The organism is Metabacillus sp. YM-086 (assembly GCF_048059995.1).
Classification (GTDB): Bacteria; Bacillota; Bacilli; order Bacillales; family Bacillaceae; genus Metabacillus; species Metabacillus litoralis_B.
This window is the reverse complement of sequence record NZ_JBLUOI010000018.1, coordinates 48,956-73,760: the sequence shown is the minus strand read 5'-3', so window position 1 is coordinate 73,760 and position 24,805 is coordinate 48,956. Positions and strand designations below refer to the sequence as shown.

The following is a 24,805-nucleotide window of genomic DNA, read 5'->3' as shown; positions in this document are numbered from 1 at the left end:
CTGTGAGAGTAGGACGTCGCCAAGTAAGATGGAGAAAAGATCAGTAGAGATGCTGGTCTTTTTTTGCTTATAAAAAAGTAAGAGTGAAGCATAAATATAATTTTTATTATGAAGATGCATGGTAGAAACAAATATAAAGGTACAAGCAAGAGTAAGTAGAGGAAATGTAGAATTTTGTTGAATCGAAGATAAAAACGGGATAATCGAAGATAAACCTCTAATAATCGTAGATACCCCTTGTAAAATCGCAGATAAACATATTAATCACAGTTAAAATGTTCATGGAATAAGACCTATGCATCCATTCTTAAGAAAAAACAGGTTTGTAGAGTGAATACAAATGACATTCCCTCTCTATTTCCTGCCTGATTTACCGTTCACCACCGCAATGAATGAAATTCCCTTTTTGATTGCTGCTTGATTTGTCGTTCACCACCGCTATGAACGACATTCTCCTTCTGATTGCTGCCTGATTTGTCGTTCATTAACTGATCCACCTATTATTTACCTAGCAAACCAAAGAATTTCCCTTTCCACTAATCAATATGCATTTCAGTGTTCGACACCATTTTACAAAAAACGGGAAGTGACAGGCACCGCCCCACTCACAGGCACCCTCACGAAAACAGAAACAACCTCATACCAAAAAACATCAACTTTCTCTTGATTATTCACCCAACTTGTTATAAAATTAGAAAAATCAGATTAGTATAAATTATTGAAACACTGTGAATGGGAATATTAAGGAAAATAGATTGTTTAGAGAGCTGTCGGGTGGTGAAAGACAGTCAATTGATTCCCCAACTCGCCCAGGAGTGGTAGGACTGATATGTAGGTCTTAACGGATGACTACCGTAATAAAGTCTCAAAGTGGGTTCGTTTATTTAGTGATGAACCAAAAAGAGTGGTACCACGAAGGTTATAGCCTGTCGTCTCTTATGAGATGATAGGCTTTTTTATTTGAATAATAATGGAAAGGCGGTATTTTAAATGAAAAATATTGATAAGTATTCTAGAGGTTATTTTATGCCTCCAGTGACTAGCTTAAAATGGACGCAGAAAGAGTATATTACGGAAGCTCCTACTTGGTGTAGTGTTGATCTGCGCGATGGTAATCAGGCGTTGATTGTTCCTATGAGCTTAGAAGAAAAGTTAGAGTATTTTCAATTGCTGTTGGAAGTTGGTTTTAAGGAAATAGAAGTAGGTTTTCCTGCTGCATCTGAAACGGAATATGCTTTTTTACGTACATTAATTGAACAAGATTTAATACCAGATGATGTAACAATCCAAGTGTTAACACAGTCAAGAGATCATATTATTAAGAAAACATTTGAGGCTCTAGAAGGTGCGAAAAAAGCGGTGGTTCACCTATACAACTCAACATCTGTAGCACAACGGGAGCAAGTGTTCAAAAAATCGGAAGAACAAATTATTGATATTGCAGTAACTGGAGCAAAGCTACTTAAAAAATATGCTGCTGAAACGGAAGGAGATTTCCAATTTCAATATTCTCCGGAAAGCTTCACAGGCACAGAAGTGGAGTTTGCACTTGAAATTTGCAATCGTGTTTTAGATGAATGGCAGCCTGATGCGGAAAACAAGGTTATTATCAACTTACCAGCAACAGTTTCAATGTCTATGCCTCACGTTTACGCAAGCCAAATCGAGTATATGAGTGAGAATCTTAACTATCGGGACAATGTAATCCTTTCCCTTCATCCACATAATGACAGAGGTACTGGGGTAGCAGACGCAGAGTTAGGAATGCTAGCTGGAGCACAGAGAGTGGAGGGAACATTGTTTGGAAATGGAGAAAGAACTGGTAATGTAGACATTGTTACACTTGCCTTAAACATGTTTTCACATGGTGTTGATCCAAATCTAAACTTAGAAAATATTCCAAGCATTATTACACAGTATGAGAAATTAACAAGAATGACCGTTCACGAAAGACATCCTTATGGAGGCGAACTTGTTTTTACAGCATTTTCTGGTTCTCATCAGGATGCGATTGCAAAAGGAATGAAATGGCGTGAAGAAAAAGAACGTCAGTACTGGAATGTTCCATATTTATTAATAGATCCAATGGATATTGGTAGACAATATGAAGGAGATATTATTCGTATTAATAGCCAATCAGGTAAAGGTGGAATTGGCTATGTGCTTCACCAAACATATGGACTTGATTTACCTGTTGAGATGCGTGAAAGCTTTGGATATCATGTTAAAAATATTTCGGATCGTAAACATAAGGAGCTTATGCCAAATGAAATCTATGATATTTTTATCAATGACTTTGTAAATATTAATACACCTGTCGAGTTTATTGATTACACGTTCACTCAAAATGCACATTATGAAACAGCAGTTATGTTTAAAAAGAATGAACAAGAATACAAGTTAACTGGAACAGGAAATGGAAGACTGGATGCGATTAGTAACGTACTTCAAGAGCAACTTGGTTTCCGTTATAAAGATTTAATGTATAAGGAGCATGCGCAAAACATAGGCTCAGAGTCTAACGCTGTATCTTATGTTGGGATTACTGCTTTAGATGGTGCCGTCTATTGGGGTTGTGGTATAGACGCTGATATTATGACATCCTCAGTAAAAGCCCTGTTTAGTGCTGTTAATAATATGATATCCAACAAAGAAATTTCTGTAGAAAAAGAGACAGAGTCTGTTTCTTCTAAATAATAAAAGCAAAAAAAGTCGATAACTATTATCGGCTTTTTTGCTGTAACACTCACAAATAGTTTGTGAGTGTTACAAATAAAAATTAAGATTTTACCTTTTCAAGTCTTTCAAAGCCGTTTTTAACTGCTTGAATATATTCATTTGTAGCACGAATGGATAGGTCAGCATTAGGATTTATCCCTTCAAACCCGTGATAGGCTCCAGGATATAAGTGAAATTCAACATCCACACCAGCCTGTGCAAGTTTGGTAACATAAGATAACGTTTCATCTCGAAAAGGATCTAATTGACCAACACATGTGTATGTGTATGGTAAATGACTATAATCTTCAGCACGTGCTGGAGCTGCATAGGCAGGGATGTTATCTTTTCCATATAATTCTCCTAAATACATCCTCCAGCCTGCTTCATTTGTTCTTTGATTCCACACAAACCCTTCTTGTATTTCATTTGTAGAAGGTGAGTTATTTTGATCATCAATCATTGGATAGAGTGGCATTTGGAAACAAAGGGAAGGATATTGTCGGTCGCGAGCTAATAATGTTAAGGCTGCTGTTAATCCACCACCAGCACTAGCACCTGCAACTCCTATTCGGTTCGGATCAATATTTAATGACTCTGCATGATCAGCTATCCATTTTAAAGCAGCATAACAATCCTCGATCGGAGCTGGGTAAGGGTGTTCAGGAGCTAGACGATATTCTACCGAAACGACTACACAATTAGCTTCTTTTGCAAACCTCATACATAGATCATCATTATCATCTATTGAGCCTAAAATATATCCACCCCCATGGATCCATAACAAAACAGGTAAAGTTTCAGTGGATGAGTTTTGACGGTAAATTCTTAATGGTAATGGATTTGAATCTGGTCCAACAATGATTTCATCAGTTAATGAAAGAGATTCATCAACAACGGTAGGTTGCCTCATCTGAGCTGCACCTTCTCTAATTGCTGGTAAATTCTCTGGACGAATATCTAAATCTTGAAACATATCTAATCCTTGTACTAACTCTGGATTAACTCTGTTCTTCATTTTATAACACTCCCTCTTTTTGATTTTTGTATACGTTTACAAAAATGTGAAGTGTGTCTAAGAAGTAAAATTGTCTTTGTATCATCACAATTAAAATTATAAATTGATTGTGTGAGAATTGTAAACAAAGTAATCTGGAAAAAACTATATGAAATGAAAACCTCAAGACTTAGTATTACCACCCACCAAGTTTAAGCTTATAATAGGAATATCTTAACAATTTTAAATCCAAAATTAAATTCTCCACACATAGAGGTGATTCCTTGAAGCTAACCTTTTTAAACAGTCTTAGGCTAGTGATGTTTATTTTAATGAGTTATGTTTACTATCAATCTGTGGAAAGTCATACAACTATTCAATTCGTTTATACAATTATAGCAGGAGCGGGATTTTGTTTTAATCACTTATTTATGGGGAGTCAGGCAGGTAAAAGGTATTACTTGATTCCACTGGTTTTAGATTCTCTTTTCATTATTGGATTTGTTTTTTTCTTTCCTGAAGCAACTCTTTATTTAATCTTGTTTGGGGTAAATGCTGTTACACTTTTTTTGGTAGCTGAAAGTAAGAGAATTCTTCTGGGATGCTCTTTAGCCTTTTTCGTTATTTGGGGAATTTGTATTACTTATACCTTTTATGCTACAGGTAATTTTAGTGTGATGAATAATTTGATCAACTTCACGTTTATTGTGTTTGCAGCAGTTGTAGGCAGGTTAATACATAAATTGCTTCTTGCTCAGGAGAAGATTGAAAGTCAGTATGATGAGCTTGCACAAACCCATGATGCTTTAAAAGTTGCTCATGAGAAGCTGCATCATTATTCAAGCCAGGTGGAGGAGTTAACGCTTATTCGAGAGCGCAATCGAATATCGGGTGAAATTCATGATACTGTTGGACATAAGATGACTGCTTTACTGGTTCAGCTGCAGGTTGCTAAAGAGTTGCTAAATTCAAAACCTGAGAAAAGCAAGGAAACAATCCTGCTTTGTGAGGAATTGGCGCGAAACACTCTTCAGGAAATTCGGCTATCTGTGCGTACCTTAAGGGAAGATCGTCAGCCACAGTCATTTCTATCCACAGTAAGAAAAATACTAGAAGACTATAAGATGATGACTGGGTTAACATCAACTTTGGCTGTAAAGGGGGATGCTACAAAAATTCCCGTTTCCATCCAATTAGATTTAACTCGTATAATACAGGAATCCATAACAAATTCGGTTCGACATGGGCAGGCAAATGAGTGCAGTGTTATGCTGGAGGTAACAGATTCAAATATTGATATTTTTATTAAAGACAACGGAACAGGGGCAGCAACAGTTAGTCCTGGATTCGGGTTAAAGAATATGAGAGAAAGAGTTCATGAGCATGGTGGAAATATAATGTTTGAAAGTACAGCTTCAAATGGGTTTATTGTAAAAGCACGATTTCCGCTTAAAGAGATAAGGTGGCAAATGGGGGGAGCTTAGTGGTTAAGTTATTAATTGTTGATGACCAAGAATTGATGAGAGATGGACTTGCAACCATCCTAAATTTAAAATCTGAGCTTGAGGTTGTAGGTGTGGCATCGAATAGTCAGGAAGCTTTTGAAAAAGCTGGTGACTTGATGCCAGACATTGTTTTAATGGATATTCGCATGCCTGTAGCAAACGGTGTAGAGGGAACTAAGTTGATTACATCTAAATATCCTAATATCAAAGTGCTTATGCTCACGACCTTTCATGATAGTGCTTTAATTTTTGAAGCACTTGAAGAAGGGGCGAGCGGATATTTGTTAAAGGATATGCCCACAGATGCTATTGTACAGGCAATCATGACAGTTCAATCAGGTGGTATGGTTCTTCCGAAAGAATTAACAGCAGATATTGTGAGAGAAATGAGAAGAAATCAAACGATTGAGCAAACTAGTGAAGTCCCTGAGATTATAAAGGGATTAACAGAACGAGAGATTGAAGTGTTAAATAAGCTTGGTTTAGGCTTAAACAATAAAGAAATAGCTTCCGAATTGTTTATTTCCGAGGGCACTGTAAAAAATCATGTGTCAAATTTGATCAGCAAACTTAATTTGAGAGATCGAACACAGGCAGCTATTTTTGCTGTAAGGTATAACATTACTACCTTCTGATCGATGACTTTTGGCATATATGACTATGAAATACAGCTAAGATAGCTGTATTTTTTTATGGATTTTTCTATCTGCAGAGGGATTTGAAGGAGAGGATATCGAGCTATACTTTAGATGTTGATCAAAAAAATAAAATATCAATCCAGTGAGGATGTGAAGATATGTTAGAGGTTAGAGAGCTAAAGAAAAGCTATGGAAAAAAAGAGGTTGTGAAAAATGTTTCGTTTACCATTGAAAAGGGTGAGGCATTCGGATTGTTAGGCCCTAATGGAGCAGGGAAGTCAACAACGATTTCAATGATTTGTGGTCTTATCCCGTATGACGACGGTGATGTGTTCGTTGGGAATGAATCGGTTAAAAAAGCACCAATAAACATTAAGAAAAAAATAGGAGTAGTCTCACAGGAAATTGCTCTTTATCCAACAATGTCAGCAAAAGATAATCTTCTATTCTGGGGTAAAATGTACGGACTTTCAGGTTTGCAAGCAAAAAAACGAGTGGAAGAAGTATTAGAGATTGTTGGATTAAAAGATCGTGGGAAAGAACGAATTGAAACTTTTTCTGGAGGAATGAAGCGAAGAATTAATATTGGAGCAGCTTTGATGCATGAACCAGAATTACTTATTATGGACGAACCAACTGTTGGAATTGACCCACAGTCCCGAAATCATATCCTTGAAACAGTGAAAGCTTTGAATGAAAAAGGGATGACGATTATCTACACAAGTCACTACATGGAGGAAGTAGAGTTTCTTTGTCATCGTGTTGGAATTATTGATCATGGAGAGGTAATGGCCATTGGCACAACAGCAGAGCTATGTAACAGGTTAGCGGGAAGGAGTTTTGTTCAAATCAATGTTGAAAAGATGACAGGCGAGGCAATGGAAGCAATAAAACAAGTGCATGGTGTAACCCAAGTTTTGTACAAAGAAGAATCCGGGATTCTTGAGGTTTTCTCTCTTAACCCTCAAGAGGCATTGGGATCTATTATCACAGCGGCTATTAATCATGGACTAAAAATTGAAGAGGTTAAAATCGAAGAAGCGAATCTTGAAACATTATTCCTGCAGTTAACAGGAAGATCTTTACGAGACTAGGAGGCGTGATAAGATGTTCACAATTGCTTGGAAAGATATGGAAATCAGACTAAAAGACCGAAAATCTTTTATCACCCTATTATTAATGCCAATCGTCTTAACAATGATTCTAGGTTCAGCTCTTAGCGGTGTATTCGGTGAGGATGGAACGCTACCAGGAACATCAACAGGTATCGTTGTGTCTTCAACAGATGAGGTGACAGATCAATTTATTAATCAAGTTCTTCAAGGAAAAGAATTACGAGATAGTTTGACAGTGAGTGAGTTTAACTCAGAAGAGGAGTTAAGATTGGCTGTGGAAAACCAGAAAGTAGATGTTGGCTTAATTCTTCCTGTTCACTGGGGAGAAGGGTTAATGAAGGGAGAAGAAAAGACTGTAACGATTTTAAAAGATCCAGCAAAAGAAATTCAAGCTACTATTCTTCGCTCCATAACAAACTCTTTTGTTGACCGGATTACAACAGTATCAGCTGCTGCGGGTACAGTAGCTGAAAAGCTATCGACTGTTGTTCCAGTTTCTAATCAGAATATAAACTCAGCGGGTATGATAACGAGTCTTGTAGATGATCTTTCGGTAATTGCAGGGTCTAAGGTGAATGCTATTGTCATTGAAAAGGACGGTAAGGAACCAATTTCGGGAATGCAATATTATGCGGCTGCAATGGGAGCTATGTTTATTTTATTTAATACAACTATTGGTGCAAAAACGATTATTCAAGAGAGAAAAACAGACACATTAGCACGATTAATGTGTAGCCCAATTAGACATTCTTCGATTATGATTGGGAAGTTCCTTGGAACTTTTTCTTTTTCCCTCCTACAATTTATCGTGTTTGTCATGACAACTCATTATTTATTTGGAGTCGCATGGGGAAACAACATCCTCCAACTTTTCGTAATTGGAATAGCTTATTCAATATCTGTAGCAGGGGTAGCAATGATTATAGCAGGATTAATAACAGAAGAAAAAACGGCTGATACAATGGGAGGAATTGGGGTTCAGATTCTAGCCCTCCTTGGGGGTTCAATGATTCCACTTGCCTCTTTTCCAAGCATTATGCAACAAGTAGCTAATATTGCACCGAATAAATGGGCTCTTCATAGTTTTTTAGAAATTATGAATGGAACATCATGGTCTTCACTTGTTATGCCTATTACGATTTTAATAACAATTGGGCTTACAACCCTGTTTATAGGGTCAATAAAACTAAAGTATAGGTAGGGAGAGAAAAATAATGAAGAGAATTGGCGCAATTGCGGCCTTTGAGATGAAAAGGATGTTTCAAAAGCCACAATCATTTTTGCTCATGTTTGGAATGCCTCTACTATTTACCTTTATTTTTGGAGGGTTATTTTCTGAAGGTGAAGAAAACAAGCCGATAATTTCTGTAGTTGATCTTGATAACACCTTATTATCAAAAACATTAATAGATGAACTAAAAAGTAAGGGTTTGGTGGATTTTCACATCGATGACAGTCAAACAGCCGATCTAAAATTTAATGACCAAAAAATATCAGGATATGTTCAGCTAAATTCAGGGTTTGAAAAAGAATTGTTAGATAACAAAACACCGGAAGTTGTATTTGTTTCTCAAGCTTCATTTGAAGGAGCTACTATGATTGAACAAATCATTAATGATAGCATTGTGAAAATTCAAATTGGAGTTACAGCCTCAAGCTTTTATCAGGAAGTAACTGGGGAGGAGCCAAAGGTAGTTCAAGATCAAATAGTAGAAGAGACTTCTGGAATTCCGACCTCTGTTGAAACAGTTACCGTGACCAAAAGTAATGAAGTTGCAACAATGTCCAATTTAACCGCTCGATCCGCTGGTTTTACAATTATGTTTGTAATGATTAGCATGCTTATAAGTACAGGTGTGCTTTTAGAGGCTAGGCAGTCTGGTGTTTGGTATAGAATGATGTCTACCCCGGCCTCAAGAACTGAATTATTAGGCGGATATTTGCTTTCGTTCTTTTTAATTGGATGGATTCAATTTGGGGTATTAATGCTTATAACAAAAGTAGTATTTCATGTTAATTGGGGGAATTTGTTAGCAAATATTGTGCTCGTCTCCTGCTTATTACTATGTACAATCGGTCTAGGGCTCTTTATTGCAGGGTTCGTTAAGTCCTCTGAACAACAATCGGTGTTCGGCAACTTAATTATCATCTCTACCTGTATGCTTGGCGGCGTTTATTGGCCTCTTGAAATTATGCCTGACTTTATGCAACAAGCTGCTAGATTTGTTCCACAATACTGGGGACTTGAAGGATTCACAGAACTTGCCGCAAGAGGTGGGAATATCTTAGATATCATTTATCCAATTTGTGTTCTTCTTATATTTACAGGTGTTTTTCTTACTATAGGAATGAAGAGGATTCGATTTGAGTAGATAAAGGCATTGATAAGCATCCTTCCTCAACAAAGCACATTTCATTTTTGAAATGTGCTTTTTCATTAGAGTAAAATAGTATTAATTTAGAAAAAAATGAATATAAATAAAAAGTTAGAATCTCCATGATATGAAGCATATGTCTATTCACGTTGAGGGTATGAAAAGCGTACAATAATAGGGGAAATTGGTTACCTAATAAGGAAAAAAATGGCTGTAATCCTAGGGGAATTTGAATGAAAATTTATATTTTTCTTTATTTTATTCTTTATGGACATATTTCTCACTTTCTACCATCTTTCAAAAAGTTTATAATTATCATATAATAGTAGATAAATAGTTAATATATTCATCTATAAATTATATTAATACATCAAGATATGCTTAAAATGGAGACAAAGAAGTGTGAGACTAGGTCGCACCTTGGTTTGGTGTGAAACCTAAGCAGAAGAGTTACTATTTTTTCTGCGAATACTAGGGTATAAGGAAGGTAAATATGGGAGATAGAGAAATGAAAACAGACGTTATCTTAATTGGTGCCGGTATCATGAGTGCGACTTTAGGAACACTACTGAAACAATTGGTGCCTGACTGGAATATAACAGTTTTTGAAAAGCTTTCAAATGCAGGGGAAGAAAGCTCCAACGAATGGAATAATGCAGGAACGGGGCATGCTGCACTTTGTGAGCTTAACTATACATCCGAAAAACCTGACGGATCTGTAGATATTAGTAAAGCGATTAAAATTAATGAACAGTTTCAAGTTTCCATGCAGTTTTGGTCTTTTCTTGTTCAAAACAAACTAATTCAAAATCCACATGATTTTATTATGCCACTGCCTCATATGAGCTTAGTGCATGGAGAAGAAAATGTAACTTTTTTGAAAAAACGATTTGAAGCGCTCTCAAAAAATCCACTTTTCCAAGGAATGGAGTTCTCTGATAATCCAGAAAAATTAATGGAGTGGATTCCGTTAATCATGCAAGAACGTACATCCAATGAACCGATAGCAGCAACAAAAATTGACACGGGAACAGATGTTAACTTTGGTGCATTAACACGTATGCTGTTTGACCATCTAGAAACTAAAAATGTTGACTTGCACTATAATCGTAGTGTCAACGACATTAAACGTACGACTGATGGATTATGGGAATTAAAGGTGCAAAATCTTGGTAGCGGTGAAGTTGAACGACATAAAGCGAAATTCGTCTTTATTGGAGGCGGAGGAGGAAGCCTACATTTACTTCAAAAGTCAGGTATTCCTGAAGGTAAGCATATTGGTGGTTTCCCGGTAAGTGGACTATTCATGGTGTGTAATAATCCGGAAGTGGTTGCGAAACACCATGCGAAAGTTTACGGTAAGGCTAAGGTTGGAGCTCCTCCGATGTCTGTTCCACATCTTGATACACGATTTATTGATAACAAAAAATCATTATTGTTCGGACCATTTGCTGGCTTTACACCCAAGTTTTTAAAAAATGGATCGATGTTTGATTTAATCACTTCTGTAAAACCGGATAATCTGTTAACAATGCTAGCAGCAGGTGCAAAAAACATGTCGCTAACAAAATACTTGATACAGCAAGTAATGTTATCAAAAGAAGCACGTATGGAAGAGTTACGTGAATTTATTCCAAACGCTAAAAGTGAGGATTGGGATTTAGTTGTAGCGGGTCAACGTGTGCAAGTCATTAAGGACACTGAAGCTGGTGGAAAAGGAACGCTTCAATTTGGTACAGAGGTTGTTAGTGCAGCTGATGGTTCAGTTGCAGCATTGCTCGGTGCTTCCCCAGGTGCTTCAACTGCAGTTCACGTTATGCTTGAAGTCATCACAAAATGCTTCCCTCAGTATATAGATGAGTGGGAACCAAAAATTAAAGAAATGATTCCTTCTTATGGTGTGTCATTAATGGATAACCCGCAGCTTCTAAACGAAATCCATACTAACACATCACAAACATTGGGGTTAAGCGAAAAAAAGCCCGTATTTAGTTAATTCTTTGCTAGAAAAAACAGGGGATAAGTGTTTTTTCAAGGGTTAACTAATAAAATACCACTCTATATAAATATGCAGAACCTTTAATCCTTTTAGATTGAAGGTTCTTTTTGTCAAAAAATCAGAAAGGGAGGGATCTAGTTGAGATGTGGTTCAAAATGCTTTCTTGTTGAAATAGAGATGAATGGAGAAAAGCAGATTCAATCAGTAACAGCAAGAACACCTGTAGAGGCTAGAAAAACAATACGAGTAGAATACGGAGCAGAAGCTCATATCTTAACAGTAAGAGAAGAGAAAAGGAAATAGGAAGTTAGGGAATACCAGAAATCTTGGGGTATAAAAGTATGAAATGAAACAGGTGGGAAATTATACCTTTTGTACCTTTTATTATCTTGAATGAAAGTGTACCTTATAGAAGGTATTTTAATTTAGAAAGGGAGTTATTTTTTGAAGTCAATATTTACAGTGTTAGCACTATTTGTCCTCTTGGTTGGGTGCAACAATCAAAACAAATCTGATCAAAGTGAAGCACCGACTAAAGAAAATGAAGAAATTAAAGCTGATAGTAATGAGGAAACTCAATCCAATGAGGAGGATAACTCGGAAAAACATAATGATATAACAGAAGAAAGTAATACTGAAGAAACAGATACTACTATGGATAAGGATTCGCAGCAAGCAGACGAGGATGAATCAAAAGACAAAAATGTAAGTGAAGAATCAGATGTGAGTGAAGGAAGTAAACAGAAATACTTAGATAAACTCAGTAGCATAGAAAAGGCAGCAACAGAAATTAGGAATGACAATGATGGCTCAACATTCGGAATGAGGAAATCACAAGAAGAAATCTTGGAAAAGTGGGATCAAGCTTTAAATGAGATCTATCAGGTTCTAGAAAAGCAGCTACCAGCGGATGAGATGGAAGAACTCCGACAAGAACAAAGGAAATGGATCACACTTAGAGATGAAACAGCAGAAAAAGATGCAAGTCAATTTGAAGGGGGAACGATGGAGCCACTGGAATATACAGCTTCCCTAGCAGGTACTACTAAAGAAAGATGCTTTGAATTGGTAGAGAACTATATGAAATAATTGACTTCTTGAATCAATCTGAATTTAATTCAGGTTGATTTTTTTATTTCAAATAAAGTTTAGAAATAGTTTGACAATTCGCATACATTTGTATACATTTAACATATAGATATAAAGTATACAAAAGTATACAAAGGAGTGATTAATTGTTGAAGGAGTTTGATGGTCATAAAAAAGGTGAAAAACATAGAGGTGGTGGCCATAAAGGAAGGCGACATCATTCTGGCGCCCAAACCTTTCGTAGAGGTAGGGCCCTTGAGTTTTTAGAAAGATTACATGTAAAACGTACTACATTAAAACAACAACTAGATGCACCGGAATTTCAGGAAATAAGGCAAGTTGTTCTTGGAGAATTAAAAGCAATTGAGTTAACGATTGATGAGTATACTAGACATTTTGAACTTCATGAAGATGGAAAATTAACACATCACAATACGGATATTAATGAAGAAAATAAAATTTAACAAGCAGATACAAGGAGGAACATATCTTATGAACACATTAGAAACAATTTATTCTCGCCGCAATATCAAAAGTTTTAAATCTGATCCTATTAATATGGAACAGCTTAGCAAATGGCTGCAAGCAGGCACTATGGCTCCGAATCACAAAATGACGGAACCGTGGGAAGTGTATGTGGTTGGTCCTGAAACAAGAGAAAAACTAAATCACAAAACAGATTTCTTTCATGCTCCAGTTGTGCTTGCTATTCTATCAAAACACGGGAACACAAAAGTGGAAACAGTAGAAAATGCGCTTGCTACTGCCTGCTTTGTTCAGAACTTTAATTTAGCCGCATGGGAAGAAGGAGTAGGAACATTTTGGTCTTCCATGGGAAATGCTCAGAAAAACCGTGATATTCTCGGAATTTCGGATGAATATGATGTGATTGGGGTGTTTGGCGTAGGATATCCTGAGGAGATTAACGAACCAAAAGAACGAACATCAATCGAAGAAAAAATAAAACAACTACCATAATTTTATTTATTGATAGAGTGTTCAAATAATCTGAACTCTGGAGGAAACATATGAAGATAGAAGAGTATATTCAATCTTTATTTACGAAGGATGATAGGATTTTAGGTGAAGTTTTAGAAAGTATCCAGGCAAACGGTATGCGGAATATATCTGTTCCACCGGAAATTGGAAAGCTTCTTACATTGTTAGTGAAAATTTCTGGAGCAAAAGAAATATTGGAGATTGGAGCTTTAGGTGGATATAGCGGAATCTGTCTTGTTCGTGGTCTTGGAGAGGATGGACAATTAACCTCTCTAGAATTAATGCAAGAATATGCTGAATTAGCACATAAAAACCTGAAAAAAGCTGGCTTTGGTGATCGTGTTACATACTATACAGGTGAAGCTTTAAAAAGTTTAGAGCAGCTTGAAGCGGATCAAAAGAAGTATGACTTCATATTTATCGATGCTGATAAGCCAAATTATCCGAATTATTTAGAAAAGGCATTGCGATTAGCTAATCCGGGTGCACTAATAGTTGCTGATAATGTTCTACAAAGAGGAAGGGTTTGTGAGGAATCGAGTGAAGACCCGCGTATAGAATTTATTCGCGCATTTAACGAGAGAGTAGCAAATGATCCTAATTTGGATTCAATCATTCTCCCGATCGGTGATGGACTATCAATTGCTCGGGTAATACAATAACATAAGTGCTTGATAAGGATACCTGTCGGTTATTACCGGTGGTATCCTTTTTTTTTGTGGGCTCTAGTCAACTTGGATTTTGATAAAAAAGGATTAGCCCTTTCACCGTATTTTCACCAAACTCTACTAAACTAAAAACATCGAAAGTGAAAGGAGGAAAGAAAATGAAAAAAACAATTTTCTGGGGTGCGCTCATGACTCCAATGGTTTTAGGAATCTATTTTCTACTAGGAGGATTTAGTAGTGCCATGGCAGCTGGTGGACCGCATGGACATGGCCCAGGAAGAGTGGGGCCGCGAGAGGGCTTCGGAGGTGGTCAAATGATGAACGTACCACATCACGGAGGGTTTTCTTGGCTAGGATTCCTTATATTCCTGATTATTGGACTAGCTGTTTTGGTTCTTTTAGTAAAATGGCTCAGAAAAAAATCAAAAGCATCTTCTATGCAACAGCTAATTGATACATCTTTAATGAGTTCACATAAACCGGTTAGGAACCAAAATCACAATTTATTAGATCAATGGGAAAATACTGTAACAACTAAAAAGGAGAATGAATAATATGGGTATTTTTAAAAGAATTAAAACAATTGCAAAAGCAGATATTAATGCGTTACTAGATGGGATGGAAGATCCTATTGCGATGTTAAATGAATATTCAAGAGAGATGGAGCAAGAAATGGCAAAAGCTCAGAAAGCTCTTTCTCTCCAAATTTTTGTGGAGAATAAGCAAGCTGCACTTATTATGGAAACAAAACATTTAGTGGACAAGCGTGCGAGACAAGCAAAGCTTGCCATTCAACATGAAGAAAATACAATGGCTAGATTAGCTGTCCAAGAAAAGTTGCTACATGAAAACCAATTAAGCCTTTATCAGCAGCAATTCGAAGCAATTAAAGGACAAACTCACATTCTTAACGAAAAATTACAAGAGCTGCAAGAAATCTATAACGAGCTACAACATAAAAAAGTTTTACTAGCTTCACGTGCTAACGTTGCACAATCCCTTCAACAAATTCAACATGCAACTGCTTCTTTTAAACAGGATAATATTGTAAGAGGGGTAGCACGTGCGGAAGAACGTATTTTACTAATGGAGGCAGAGGTACAAGCTGGCACTCAATTTGCAAATCCTATGGCTGTGCATGATACAGCTTATCGTAACTATATTAATGAAGAAGAAGTAAGTCGAGAACTCGAAAAGCTAAAAAGTGAAAAAGAGTCAGTATAAATAAGAAGAATGGAAGCACTAGCTAATCTAGATTTGGTGCTTCTTTTTCTATCTTGAAAGGAGAATGTTGAAGGAAAGAAACACAGTGTAACATATACGTAACAAATACCATTTTGCGTAAAAAAATACTTTAACCTGCTCTTTCATTTACTCGTTTACTTTAAGTAGATAGAATTCTCTTATACTCTTCATTCTAAGGAGAGTTAAATTATTCTAAATAGCTAATAGTAGTAATGGAGTAAATTCTGGAGGTAATCAAAATGAGTAAAAATCAATTTCCTGAAGATTTTTTATGGGGCGGAGCAACAGCTGCTAACCAAATAGAGGGTGCATATAAAGAAGGTAATAAAGGATTAAACGTTGCAGATGTTCTACCAGGTGGGAAAGAGCGTTATAACTTTCTATTCAATCCTGGATTTGAATTTGAAATAAATCCTGATTCATATTATTATCCAAACCATGAAGCGATTGATTTTTATCATCGTTATAAGGAAGATATTGCGTTATTTGCAGAAATGGGCTTTAAAGCATTTCGTATGTCAATTGCCTGGACGCGTATTTTTCCAAATGGTGATGAAGTAGAACCTAATGAAGAAGGCCTGGCATTCTATGATCGAATCTTTGATGAGCTGCTTAAATACGGAATTGAACCGGTTGTGACGATTTCTCATTATGAAATGCCTCTTCATTTAGTAAAGGAATACGGTGGTTGGAGAAATCGTCAAGTTATAACCTTTTTTGAAAGGTATGCTAAAACAGTCCTTACTCGCTATAAAGATAAAGTAAAGTACTGGATGACCTTTAATGAAATTAATAGTGGCTTGGTTATGCCAATTAATGGTCTAGGGTTTGCGATTCAAAACGAAGAAGACAAATATCAGCCTACCTTTCAGGCCTATCATCATCAATTTGTGGCAAGTGCCATTGCCGTTAAAGCATGCCATGAAATCATTCCTAATTCGCAAATTGGTTGTATGATTCTTTTTGCACCTGTTTATTCTTTTGATAGCAATCCCCAAAATGTTATGTACTCTCTACAGGAAGAACAGCTATTTAATTATTTTTGTGGAGATGTACAGGTGCGTGGCGAATATCCAGCGTTCATAAAGAGATATTTTAAAGAACATGATATAAAATTGGATATTCAAGATGGAGACTTGGCATTATTAAAGGAAGGCGTCGTTGATTATGTTGGCTTTAGTTACTATATGTCACGAACGGAGAAAAAAGTGAAGAGTGACGAGGAGTCATCAGAAGGAAATGTAATCGGTGGAGTAAGAAACCCATTTTTAGAGGCTAGTGACTGGGGCTGGGAAATTGACCCTGAAGGTTTACGTATTAGTTTAAATAAATTATATGATCGTTATCAAAAGCCGTTATTTGTAGTAGAGAATGGATTAGGAGCTTATGACAAAGTTGAAGAAGACGGCTCAATTCATGATGATTATCGAATAGACTATCTTCGTGAGCACATTAAAGCAATGGGTGAAGCAATTGAAGACGGTGTTGAATTAATGGGTTACACGAGCTGGGGCTGCATTGATATGGTAAGCATGTCTACTGGTGAGTTTTCAAAGCGTTATGGCTACATTTATGTGGATAAGCATGATGATGGTAGTGGGACGTTAGAACGGAAAAAGAAAAAGTCTTTCTTCTGGTATAAAGATGTGATTGCGACGAATGGAGAAAAACTTTAATTGACCAGCGGGAATTTGAAGTAATGATAAAGAAAGTGGTCCTTGGTTACTCGACCAAGGGCCTTTTTAAAAGCGTGCGTATACTACGCCGCTTTTTTCATTATTATGAAAGCATGGAATTATAGTAAAGAACAGTTTTTTTCACATAATAAGAGAAATGAAAAGAAAAGAAGGGTCAAAACATGAGTGTTACCTTAGCGTTACTTGCAGCCTTTTTTGCTGCCCTTACAGGGATATTAGCGAAAATTGGTATGGAAAATGTAAATTCCAATTTAGCAACAGCCATCCGTACGATTATCGTATTAATCATGGCTTTTCTTATTGTCTTGATAACAGATCAGCTAGATTCCATCACAGAAATCTCTACGAAAGCACTAATTTTCATTTTATTATCAGGTTTTGCAACCGGTGTGTCATGGTTGTTTTTCTTTAGAGCACTCTCAATGGGTGATGCTTCGAAGGTGATACCAATTGATAAATCGAGTGTAGTATTAACAATCATTTTATCTATCCTCATTTTAGGGGAGAAAGCAGTCCCAAATATTATGATAGGAGGAGCATTAATTGCGATTGGGACATTTGTGTTGATTGGTAAGAATGAGGAAAAGAAAGGTTTTACAGGATCAAACACTTATATTCTGTATGCGATTTTAGGAGCTGTCTTTGCTGCATTAACCGCAATTTTAGCAAAAATCGGAATTGAAGATGTAGATTCAAATGTTGCTACCTTTTTAAGGACAATCGTTATTATGGTGTTCTCATGGGCAATTGTATTCTTTCAAGGTACTCAGAAAAACATGAAAACAATCTCTACTAAGGGCTATCTATTTTTAGTTCTATCAGGTATGGCAACAGGCTTTTCATGGCTTTGTTATTTTGGTGCCCTAGCAATCGGAAAGGTTTCAGTAGTTGCTCCGATTGATAAATCAAGTGTTGTGATCACGATGATTCTAAGTTTTGTGATTTTAAAGGAGAAAATAACAAAACAGAAGGTAATAGGAGGTATTGTGATCACAATTGGGACAGTTTTTTTGATTTTCTAAATGAAGTAGAAGTGTTTTTCAGGAGTATTTAGACATAGAAAAGAGGGGGAATTCCCCCTCAAGAATGTTGTTATAATGTTGAATCAAAACCACTATTTAATAGCACAATTGAATCATTCCAAACACTTTCTTTCGTTGAATTGAGAATTACAGCAATCAATTCTCTTCCATTCTGTTCAGCAGAGGAGACTAGGCAATAGCCGGCCTCACTTGTATATCCTGTTTTTACTCCATTTGCACTTTTATAATAAAAAGGGCTTGAAGGATCAATAAGCTTATTCGTACTTTCGTAAGTTAAGGTTGGGTCTGAGAATTTCTTCTGACTAACGAGATTCTCGAACCGATCATCGTTCATGGCAGCTCTTGCAATAATAGCTAAGTCATGTGCAGTTGAATAATGATTCGGATGATGGAGACCATGTGGATTCATAAAATTTGTTTCCATTGCTCCTAGTTCTTTTGCTTTTTCATTCATTAACATCGTGAAATAATCGATGGCTGATTGTTCTGATACAAACGAAGAAGCTGAATGTTGTTGGGCGATGTTAATGGCAATTGTTCGAGCTGCATCATTACCAGAAGGAAGCATTAAGCCCGCCAACAATTCCCGTAATGTTAGTGTCTGTCCTTCTCTCAACCAAGCTGTACTTTCCCCTTCTTCTTTTAAGTTTACTTCGTTTCCTACTATGATTCTTTCATCTAAATTTCCGTTCTCAATTGCAAGTAACGCAGTCATGATTTTCGTCGTACTTGCAGGGTATCGTTTTTTACGATCATTCTTGGCAAAAAGCACCTCTGAATTAGCTTTATCGATTAAGATGGCAGCATCAGCACGAATGGAGCTGTCTAATATAATTGAATTTCCTAAGTAAGTTTGTTCTTTTTGAACAAACTCGTTGACATGATTTCCTTGATTCAAGACGAAGAAGAAAATACATAAAGATAGTATGATAACATATAATTTTTGAATCATGATTCTCACTCCTAGTAAAATAAAGATAGTTTTACACTATCAATACTTTCTAAAGTGGAGTAAAAGGAAACCTAAAGAAAACCTTAAGATTTATAAAAAAGCCATATTCGCTTTAGACATGGATTATTTTGGTAATTCAACCACAAATATTGTTTCTTTTTCATTACTTGAAACAGAGATGTTTCCTCGGTGAAGTTCAAGAATTCCTTTTGCAATGGCTAAGCCTAATCCTGATCCTCCTGTTGTCTCAGATCTTGATTGTTCTACACGATACAAACGGTTAAATAAAAGGGGGATAGCTGCTGTAGGGATTTTCTCTCCAACATTCTTTACTTTAACAACAATTGAAAAGTCTAATTCTTCTATCAGCAAATGGATTGTTTGTCCATTCTTTCCGTATTTTATAGCATTAGATATGAGGTTTTCAAAAACTCTCATTAACTTTTCGGGATCAGCGTTTATGATTATTTTTTCGGATGTGCTATTTAGAAATATCTCCATATCATCTTTCCGGAGTTCTGGATAAAACTGAGCTGACAGTTGCTGAAGAAGCTCAATTATATTGAAATTTTGGATATTCAATTCAAGATCTTGATTATGGATTTTTGTATATTCAAACAAATCATTTACCATTTTGTTCAGTCGTTGTGATTTTTCAAACGCAATATTTGTATAATAACGAAGCTCAACTTCATCCTTATAATTATCTTCTTCAATTAATCGCAAATAACCTATTATGGATGTTAGGGGTGTTCGTAAATCATGAGACACATTTGTGACTAGTTCATTTTTTGATGTAATAGCTCTTCGTTCCTCTTGGATTAAAGAAGCTAATTTATCCTTCATCATGTTTATGTTTCTTGCTAACAATCCAAGCCCGTTTCGGCTTTTAACCGGAAGTGGAATTTCAGGAAAATGACCCTCAGAAAGCTGTTGAACTGATTGGTTAATATTCTGAAAGTATAGCGAAAAATTATATAAATATAACAAATAAAAAAGAATAAAAGCACAGAACATGGTAACTATAAATAAAGGGAAAACACCAATATCAATATAAAGATTAGCAATAAAATAATTGATCTCTGGTGATAGCGGTATTCTAAAATAGAGATACCTAGCGACATAAAGTAATAGAAAGGTTAGAGTAAAAGAACTGAAAAGGCTATAAATTAGATACTTGACTAATGTGTTAAAAATGGAAAATTGCCTACGCATCAATTTTATACCCTACTCCCCAGATAGTTTTTATTAATTTATATCCTAACTCCCGTTCAAGTTTTTCCCTTAAATTACTCATATGTACCATTACTGTATTATTGGAAGAATAATATTTTTCCTTCCAAACAAGTTGATAAATTTCTTCACCGCTATATACTCTTCCTAAATTTGTTACCATTATTAAAAGGATATCAAACTCTTTTGACGTTAGCTGAATGGGCTTATTTCTTACTTTTACGGTATGAAAAGTTTTATTTATTTCTAATGCATCAACTTTAATCATGTTGTTTTTTTCGTCATCACTTTGATAGAAATAGGCCCTACGTAATAGGGTTTTAACTCGTGCTATTAATTCCAAAGGATTAAACGGCTTTGCGACATAATCATCGGCTCCACTCATTAATCCTGTTATTTTATCCATATCTTCCGTTTTGGCGCTAATCATTAATATGGGAACATGGTAGGTTTCCCTAATTGCCCGACAAACCTCGATACCATCTACTTCAGGCATCATAACGTCTAAAACAATTAGATCAATCTCCTCCTGGTGAAAGATATCTAAGGCATCCTTGCCATTGTAAGCTCTTATTACTTTATATCCTTCATTTTGTAGATAAAAGGATATTAACTGAACGATTTCTTTGTCATCATCCACAACTAAAATTTGCCTCAAGTAATACTCCTCCCCGGTATAAAGATTCCTATTTTTAACAATAAATGACCGCTGTAAGATTAGCAATCTATTAATTAGCATAAGTATAATTTATATATAAATTGGGTATTTCGGAATCTTCAGGATTAAAATGTGGAAATTTCGACAATCTTTCTAATATTTTACAAGAAAAGCATAACTATTCATCTATTATTTGCTATAATATGACTTGATATTGATCAAATGGAAAAAGGAGTTATATTGTTATGCTAAAAGACACGCGTCTTTATTCCCTAGTTTTCGCTTTCATTTTGGTGTTAAGTGCGTTGGTTCCAAGTTTTTCTGCAAAAGCGGCAGATTCTACAACAATTATGGGTCCTTCTCAGTTAACGTCAAAGCAAATGGGAGATTATGTTTTAGTAAACGAATCAGCCCCAAAGCTTACAAGTGTATCAATCTATCAACTTGCGGAGCTATATCTTGAAATTGGTAGAAAAGAAGGAGTACGTGGAGATATTGCCTTTGCTCAAGCCATTCACGAAACCGGCTTCTTTCGCTTCGGAGGAGATGTGATTCCAGAGCAAAACAACTATGCAGGAATCGGAACGACTGGTGGAGGTGTAAAGGGAGCATTTTTTGCTACACCTGAGGAAGGAGTTCGCGCTCACATTCAGCACTTAAAAGCCTATGCTAGTAAAGATACGCTGAATACAGAGCTTATCGATCCTCGTTTTCACCTTGTAACAAGAGGGATTGCACCTTTATGGACAGATTTAAATGGAAGATGGGCAGTGCCAGGAAAAGGCTATGGAGAAAAAATACTTCAAATCCATGTTAATATGTCAAAAATGACACTCACCATCCCACATGTTAGTTTACCGACCAATCATAAACAGCCTGTAGCCAGAATAACCATTAAAGCTGATGTTCCAATGCTAGCTCCGAACGGATCAGTTTTCAAAACTCTTAAAAAAGGTGAAAAAGTAAGAGTTTATGGAGTTATTGGAAACAGCTATGATGTTGGCGGAGGATATCGTGTAGATGCTAATAGCAGTAAAATGAGTATATACATAGGTAGGATCTTAATTAAAAATTCAACTACTGTCATGTACAAGCCTGATGGAACTGTTCACCGTGTTTTTAAAAAAGGTGAATCACTGATGGTTTATGATTATGATTCAAGTGTCTATCAAGTTGGTGGCGGCTACTATGTGAAAATCTCAGATAAGCCAGTTTATCATTTAGGGAGACTAGAGCTATCAACAGAAGCTGCTATGTACAGCCCTGATGGAACTCCTTATAGCAACCTTAAAGCAGGTGGAAATTATCCTGTTTATGGAATTGACGGAGACCGACTTGATCTTGGCGGCGGCTATACTGTTCAATTTAATAAAAAACAACAGAATTATTATAACTAAAATCATTAATCAGGCAGCACTTATTGTGTTGTCTGATTTTTTATTCAGAGTGTCCTTAATGCAATGATCGAAACGGGAAATGCTATACTATCTCTATGACAGACTAACGATACAAAATGGAGGATTACAATGTACAGCTTTAAAAATGATTATAGTGAAGGTGCACATCCAAGAATACTTAACGCATTATTCGAATCAAATTTAGTTCAAGAAGATGGATACGGTGAAGATCGGTTTTCACAAGAAGCTAAGGAATTGATAAAACAAAAACTAGCAAATTCAAATGTAGATATCCATCTATTATCAGGGGGAACACAAACAAATTTAACAGCTATAGCTGCTTTTCTTAGACCACATGAAGCTGCCATCTCAGTTAGTACAGGCCACATTTTTACTCATGAAACAGGTGCAATTGAGGCCACTGGACATAAAATCATCTCTGTTGAAGGTGAAAACGGCAAATTAACAGTAGAGCATGTTAAAAAAGTTTTAGAATCCCATCCCGATGAACATATGGTAAAACCAAAGCTAGTTTATATTTCGAATTCAACAGAAATAGGAACAATCTATCAAAAAAATGAACTGATACAGCTACGACAGCTTTGTGATGAACATAACCTAATCTTATTTATGGATGGAGCGCGTCTAGGATCCGCACTTTGTTCAGTTGAAAATGATCTTAAGCTAAGTGATTTGCCTTCACTTCTAGATGCGTTTTATATTGGAGGAACAAAGAATGGTGCATTACTTGGTGAAGCCTTGGTCATCTGCAATGATACATTAAAGGAAGATTTTCGTTTTCATATGAAGCAAAAAGGAGCACTTCTTGCAAAAGGACGACTTTTGGGTATTCAGTTCCGCGAATTATTCAAGGATGATCTCTATTTCGATCTAGCAATTCATGCTAATTCGATGGCCGATAAGCTTCGTGAAGAAATAAGCAAAGCAGGTTTTTCATTCTTAACACATTCGCCATCAAATCAAGTATTTCCAATCTTCCCAAATTCTTTTATCGAAAAACTTCAGGAAAAGTATTTCTTCCATCATTGGGAAAAGATTGATAACGATTCCTCTGCAATAAGACTTGTAACCTCTTGGGCAACGACAGAGGATAAGGTGCTAGCATTTATTGAAGATGTGAAGAAGGGATTTTAAAGTAAATAGGTGTGAAAAGGAAAGCAGAGATGCTTTTCTTTTTTTGAGGACATCTTTTAATTTATCTTGAATAGAAACGTACTAATCCTATAAAATGGAAAATAGATGAAAGAAAGGAAGTGACTCATGCTAATAAAGGACAGGTTAGAGCCAAATGAGTTAAAAATTATGAGGTGTTTAGACAAACGTATGGAATTAACAGAAAAGGAAAAGTTTCGTTATTTTACTCTTAAAAAGGGTTTTGAAGGAGAGACAGAATTCGACAAAATGGCAGGAAGTATTTTAGAAGATAGGTATATAATCAACGATTTGCTACTAGAAGTCAACAACTCTTATTTTCAAATAGATACATTGATTATTTCGCAAGATGTTATTCACTTATTAGATATAAAAAATTATGAAGGTGATTGTTATCTAGAAGGAGACAAACTCTTCTCCGTCACAACAAATCGAGAATATAAGAATCCAATTAATCAGCTTAAAAGAAGTGCAACTCTACTACGGCAATTACTTCAAAACCTCAAACTAAACTACCTTGTTGAACCCTCCGTTATCTTTATAAATCCAGAATTCACCCTATATCAAGCCCCAATGGATCAACCAATTATTCTTCCAACACAAGTAAAACATTTCATAAGAAGTTTCAATAAAACCCCGTCAAGATTATATGATCATCATAATAAGCTCGCACAAATATTGCTCTCCTTACACAAAATCCAGAACCCACATACTAACCTCCCTGAATATTATTATGACCAATTACAAAAGGGCATTTATTGCAATTCTTGTTATTCCTATTTAGTTTATAGAAATAACAAGAGCTATTTCTGCAAAAATTGTGGACGACAAGAAGCAGTGGGAGTAGCTATTTTACGGAATATAAAAGAATTTGAACTTTTATTTCCAGAGGAGAGACTTACTACTGAAAGTATCTATGGATGGTGTAATACAGACATTAGTCGAAAAACTTTAATGCGGATCTTGAGGGAACACTATACTGTGCATGGGAATGCAAGACGTACTTATTATAAGTAGGGTTGAGATTGATTAGTTTAAGAGATGAAATCTTGTTGAATACCCAATCTTCTATTGCTAACGGTGAGAATAGGGACAGGAAAAGAGTGGGTAGATTAATCGAGTCTAGATTGTGTGTGGATCGGGAGAGGAAAAAGAGTGAGCAGTGAGATTTATCTCGATAGTGGCCGAATCGGGACAGAAAGAAGAGCAGGTAGTGAAAATGAGTCTCGATAGTGGCCGAATCGGGACAGAAAGAAGAGCAGGTAGTGAAAATGAGTCTCGATAGTGGCCGAATCGGGACAGAA

23 protein-coding genes and 1 other annotated feature are annotated in these 24,805 nt (G+C 36.1%); of the genes, 19 read left to right on the top strand and 4 right to left on the bottom strand.

The window, feature by feature from the left end:
* Positions 1-719 precede the first annotated feature (719 nt).
* Positions 720-940 (top strand) — a binding site (T-box leader).
* 50 nt (positions 941-990) lie between these two features.
* Positions 991-2,697, top strand: coding sequence for a 2-isopropylmalate synthase (locus ACEWK1_RS10440; protein ID WP_212137475.1), 1,707 nt, complete (start codon positions 991-993; stop codon positions 2,695-2,697).
* A gap of 82 nt (positions 2,698-2,779) precedes the next feature.
* On the opposite strand, the gene ACEWK1_RS10435 is transcribed toward ACEWK1_RS10440, so the two are convergent.
* Positions 2,780-3,736 carry an alpha/beta hydrolase gene (locus ACEWK1_RS10435; RefSeq protein WP_212137477.1) on the bottom strand — a complete coding sequence of 319 codons (957 nt, stop codon included), beginning with the start codon at positions 3,734-3,736 and terminating at the stop codon, positions 2,780-2,782.
* Between the two features lie 263 nt (positions 3,737-3,999).
* Here ACEWK1_RS10435 and ACEWK1_RS10430 point away from each other — a divergent pair, with 263 nt between their 5' ends.
* The 15 genes from ACEWK1_RS10430 to ACEWK1_RS10360 all read left to right on the top strand — a co-directional run bounded on the left by ACEWK1_RS10430 (position 4,000) and on the right by ACEWK1_RS10360 (position 18,067).
* The gene (locus ACEWK1_RS10430) at positions 4,000-5,199 is read left to right on the top strand and encodes a sensor histidine kinase (RefSeq protein ID WP_212137479.1); all 1,200 of its coding nucleotides are present in this window, start codon (positions 4,000-4,002) and stop codon (positions 5,197-5,199) included.
* A complete protein-coding gene (locus tag ACEWK1_RS10425; protein WP_212137481.1) occupies positions 5,199-5,855 on the top strand; it encodes a response regulator in 657 nt (218 codons plus the stop codon). Before ACEWK1_RS10430 ends, ACEWK1_RS10425 begins: the two co-directional genes overlap by 1 nt.
* A 161-nt stretch (positions 5,856-6,016) precedes the next feature.
* On the top strand, positions 6,017-6,952 hold the full coding sequence (locus ACEWK1_RS10420; protein WP_212137483.1) for an ABC transporter ATP-binding protein: 936 nt from the start codon (positions 6,017-6,019) through the stop codon (positions 6,950-6,952).
* A 13-nt stretch (positions 6,953-6,965) separates the two neighbouring features.
* Positions 6,966-8,174 carry an ABC transporter permease gene (locus ACEWK1_RS10415; RefSeq protein WP_212137485.1) on the top strand — a complete coding sequence of 403 codons (1,209 nt, stop codon included), beginning with the start codon at positions 6,966-6,968 and terminating at the stop codon, positions 8,172-8,174.
* Positions 8,175-8,187: 13 nt separating this feature from the next.
* Positions 8,188-9,345 (top strand): ABC transporter permease, encoded by a 1,158-nt coding sequence (locus tag ACEWK1_RS10410; RefSeq protein ID WP_212137487.1) that lies wholly within the window; start codon positions 8,188-8,190, stop codon positions 9,343-9,345.
* Between the two features lie 496 nt (positions 9,346-9,841).
* On the top strand, positions 9,842-11,344 hold the full coding sequence (locus ACEWK1_RS10405) for a malate:quinone oxidoreductase (RefSeq protein ID WP_212137489.1): 1,503 nt from the start codon (positions 9,842-9,844) through the stop codon (positions 11,342-11,344).
* 141 nt (positions 11,345-11,485) lie between these two features.
* On the top strand, positions 11,486-11,650 hold the full coding sequence (locus ACEWK1_RS10400; RefSeq protein ID WP_162987463.1) for a hypothetical protein: 165 nt from the start codon (positions 11,486-11,488) through the stop codon (positions 11,648-11,650).
* A gap of 141 nt (positions 11,651-11,791) precedes the next feature.
* Positions 11,792-12,436, top strand: a complete 645-nt coding sequence (locus ACEWK1_RS10395) for a lysozyme inhibitor LprI family protein (protein WP_121663439.1) — start codon at positions 11,792-11,794, stop codon at positions 12,434-12,436.
* Between the two features lie 149 nt (positions 12,437-12,585).
* Positions 12,586-12,900: a hypothetical protein gene (locus ACEWK1_RS10390; RefSeq protein WP_121663438.1), complete on the top strand. Its 315-nt coding sequence runs from the start codon at positions 12,586-12,588 to the stop codon at positions 12,898-12,900.
* Between the two features lie 28 nt (positions 12,901-12,928).
* Complete coding sequence (locus ACEWK1_RS10385) at positions 12,929-13,414, top strand: nitroreductase family protein (RefSeq protein ID WP_121663437.1); 486 nt, start codon at positions 12,929-12,931, stop codon at positions 13,412-13,414.
* Between the two features lie 50 nt (positions 13,415-13,464).
* Positions 13,465-14,097: an O-methyltransferase gene (locus ACEWK1_RS10380; RefSeq protein WP_212137491.1), complete on the top strand. Its 633-nt coding sequence runs from the start codon at positions 13,465-13,467 to the stop codon at positions 14,095-14,097.
* Between the two features lie 164 nt (positions 14,098-14,261).
* Entirely contained in the window at positions 14,262-14,657 is a 396-nt protein-coding gene (locus ACEWK1_RS10375) for a hypothetical protein (RefSeq protein ID WP_121663435.1), read from the top strand.
* Position 14,658: 1 nt separating this feature from the next.
* Complete coding sequence (locus ACEWK1_RS10370; protein WP_212137493.1) at positions 14,659-15,327, top strand: PspA/IM30 family protein; 669 nt, start codon at positions 14,659-14,661, stop codon at positions 15,325-15,327.
* 260 nt (positions 15,328-15,587) lie between these two features.
* A complete protein-coding gene (locus ACEWK1_RS10365) occupies positions 15,588-17,024 on the top strand; it encodes a glycoside hydrolase family 1 protein (protein WP_416636175.1) in 1,437 nt (478 codons plus the stop codon).
* 182 nt (positions 17,025-17,206) lie between these two features.
* Positions 17,207-18,067 carry an EamA family transporter gene (locus tag ACEWK1_RS10360; RefSeq protein WP_416636174.1) on the top strand — a complete coding sequence of 287 codons (861 nt, stop codon included), beginning with the start codon at positions 17,207-17,209 and terminating at the stop codon, positions 18,065-18,067.
* 70 nt (positions 18,068-18,137) lie between these two features.
* Here ACEWK1_RS10360 and ACEWK1_RS10355 read toward each other — a convergent pair whose 3' ends face one another.
* The 3 genes from ACEWK1_RS10355 to ACEWK1_RS10345 form a co-directional block, all read right to left on the bottom strand.
* Positions 18,138-19,040 (bottom strand): D-alanyl-D-alanine carboxypeptidase family protein, encoded by a 903-nt coding sequence (locus ACEWK1_RS10355; protein ID WP_416636172.1) that lies wholly within the window; start codon positions 19,038-19,040, stop codon positions 18,138-18,140.
* 123 nt (positions 19,041-19,163) lie between these two features.
* On the bottom strand, positions 19,164-20,255 hold the full coding sequence (locus ACEWK1_RS10350; RefSeq protein WP_416636171.1) for a sensor histidine kinase: 1,092 nt from the start codon (positions 20,253-20,255) through the stop codon (positions 19,164-19,166).
* Positions 20,248-20,931, bottom strand: coding sequence for a response regulator transcription factor (locus ACEWK1_RS10345; protein ID WP_251397790.1), 684 nt, complete (start codon positions 20,929-20,931; stop codon positions 20,248-20,250). Before ACEWK1_RS10345 ends, ACEWK1_RS10350 begins: the two co-directional genes overlap by 8 nt.
* 245 nt (positions 20,932-21,176) lie before the next feature.
* Here ACEWK1_RS10345 and ACEWK1_RS10340 point away from each other — a divergent pair, with 245 nt between their 5' ends.
* The 3 genes from ACEWK1_RS10340 to ACEWK1_RS10330 all read left to right on the top strand — a co-directional run bounded on the left by ACEWK1_RS10340 (position 21,177) and on the right by ACEWK1_RS10330 (position 24,518).
* Positions 21,177-22,328, top strand: coding sequence for a glucosaminidase domain-containing protein (locus ACEWK1_RS10340; RefSeq protein WP_121663427.1), 1,152 nt, complete (start codon positions 21,177-21,179; stop codon positions 22,326-22,328).
* Positions 22,329-22,457: 129 nt separating this feature from the next.
* Positions 22,458-23,483, top strand: coding sequence for a threonine aldolase family protein (locus tag ACEWK1_RS10335; RefSeq protein WP_212137506.1), 1,026 nt, complete (start codon positions 22,458-22,460; stop codon positions 23,481-23,483).
* Between the two features lie 126 nt (positions 23,484-23,609).
* A complete protein-coding gene (locus ACEWK1_RS10330) occupies positions 23,610-24,518 on the top strand; it encodes a nuclease-related domain-containing protein (RefSeq protein WP_212137508.1) in 909 nt (302 codons plus the stop codon).
* The last annotated feature ends 287 nt before the right edge of the window (positions 24,519-24,805 follow it).

What these genes read in the sequence shown, in the direction of transcription:
- ACEWK1_RS10440 (WP_212137475.1), top strand. Translation starts at nt 991, where the DNA reads ATGAAAAATATTGATAAGTATTCTAGAGGTTATTTTATGCCTCCAGTG.
- ACEWK1_RS10435 (WP_212137477.1), bottom strand. Translation starts at nt 3,736, where the DNA reads ATGAAGAACAGAGTTAATCCAGAGTTAGTACAAGGATTAGATATGTTT.
- ACEWK1_RS10420 (WP_212137483.1), top strand. Translation starts at nt 6,017, where the DNA reads ATGTTAGAGGTTAGAGAGCTAAAGAAAAGCTATGGAAAAAAAGAGGTT.
- ACEWK1_RS10415 (WP_212137485.1), top strand. Translation starts at nt 6,966, where the DNA reads ATGTTCACAATTGCTTGGAAAGATATGGAAATCAGACTAAAAGACCGA.
- ACEWK1_RS10410 (WP_212137487.1), top strand. Translation starts at nt 8,188, where the DNA reads ATGAAGAGAATTGGCGCAATTGCGGCCTTTGAGATGAAAAGGATGTTT.
- ACEWK1_RS10405 (WP_212137489.1), top strand. Translation starts at nt 9,842, where the DNA reads ATGGGAGATAGAGAAATGAAAACAGACGTTATCTTAATTGGTGCCGGT.
- ACEWK1_RS10385 (WP_121663437.1), top strand. Translation starts at nt 12,929, where the DNA reads ATGAACACATTAGAAACAATTTATTCTCGCCGCAATATCAAAAGTTTT.
- ACEWK1_RS10380 (WP_212137491.1), top strand. Translation starts at nt 13,465, where the DNA reads ATGAAGATAGAAGAGTATATTCAATCTTTATTTACGAAGGATGATAGG.
- ACEWK1_RS10375 (WP_121663435.1), top strand. Translation starts at nt 14,262, where the DNA reads ATGAAAAAAACAATTTTCTGGGGTGCGCTCATGACTCCAATGGTTTTA.
- ACEWK1_RS10370 (WP_212137493.1), top strand. Translation starts at nt 14,659, where the DNA reads ATGGGTATTTTTAAAAGAATTAAAACAATTGCAAAAGCAGATATTAAT.
- ACEWK1_RS10365 (WP_416636175.1), top strand. Translation starts at nt 15,588, where the DNA reads ATGAGTAAAAATCAATTTCCTGAAGATTTTTTATGGGGCGGAGCAACA.
- ACEWK1_RS10360 (WP_416636174.1), top strand. Translation starts at nt 17,207, where the DNA reads ATGAGTGTTACCTTAGCGTTACTTGCAGCCTTTTTTGCTGCCCTTACA.
- ACEWK1_RS10355 (WP_416636172.1), bottom strand. Translation starts at nt 19,040, where the DNA reads ATGATTCAAAAATTATATGTTATCATACTATCTTTATGTATTTTCTTC.
- ACEWK1_RS10350 (WP_416636171.1), bottom strand. Translation starts at nt 20,255, where the DNA reads ATGCGTAGGCAATTTTCCATTTTTAACACATTAGTCAAGTATCTAATT.
- ACEWK1_RS10340 (WP_121663427.1), top strand. Translation starts at nt 21,177, where the DNA reads ATGCTAAAAGACACGCGTCTTTATTCCCTAGTTTTCGCTTTCATTTTG.
- ACEWK1_RS10335 (WP_212137506.1), top strand. Translation starts at nt 22,458, where the DNA reads ATGTACAGCTTTAAAAATGATTATAGTGAAGGTGCACATCCAAGAATA.
- ACEWK1_RS10330 (WP_212137508.1), top strand. Translation starts at nt 23,610, where the DNA reads ATGCTAATAAAGGACAGGTTAGAGCCAAATGAGTTAAAAATTATGAGG.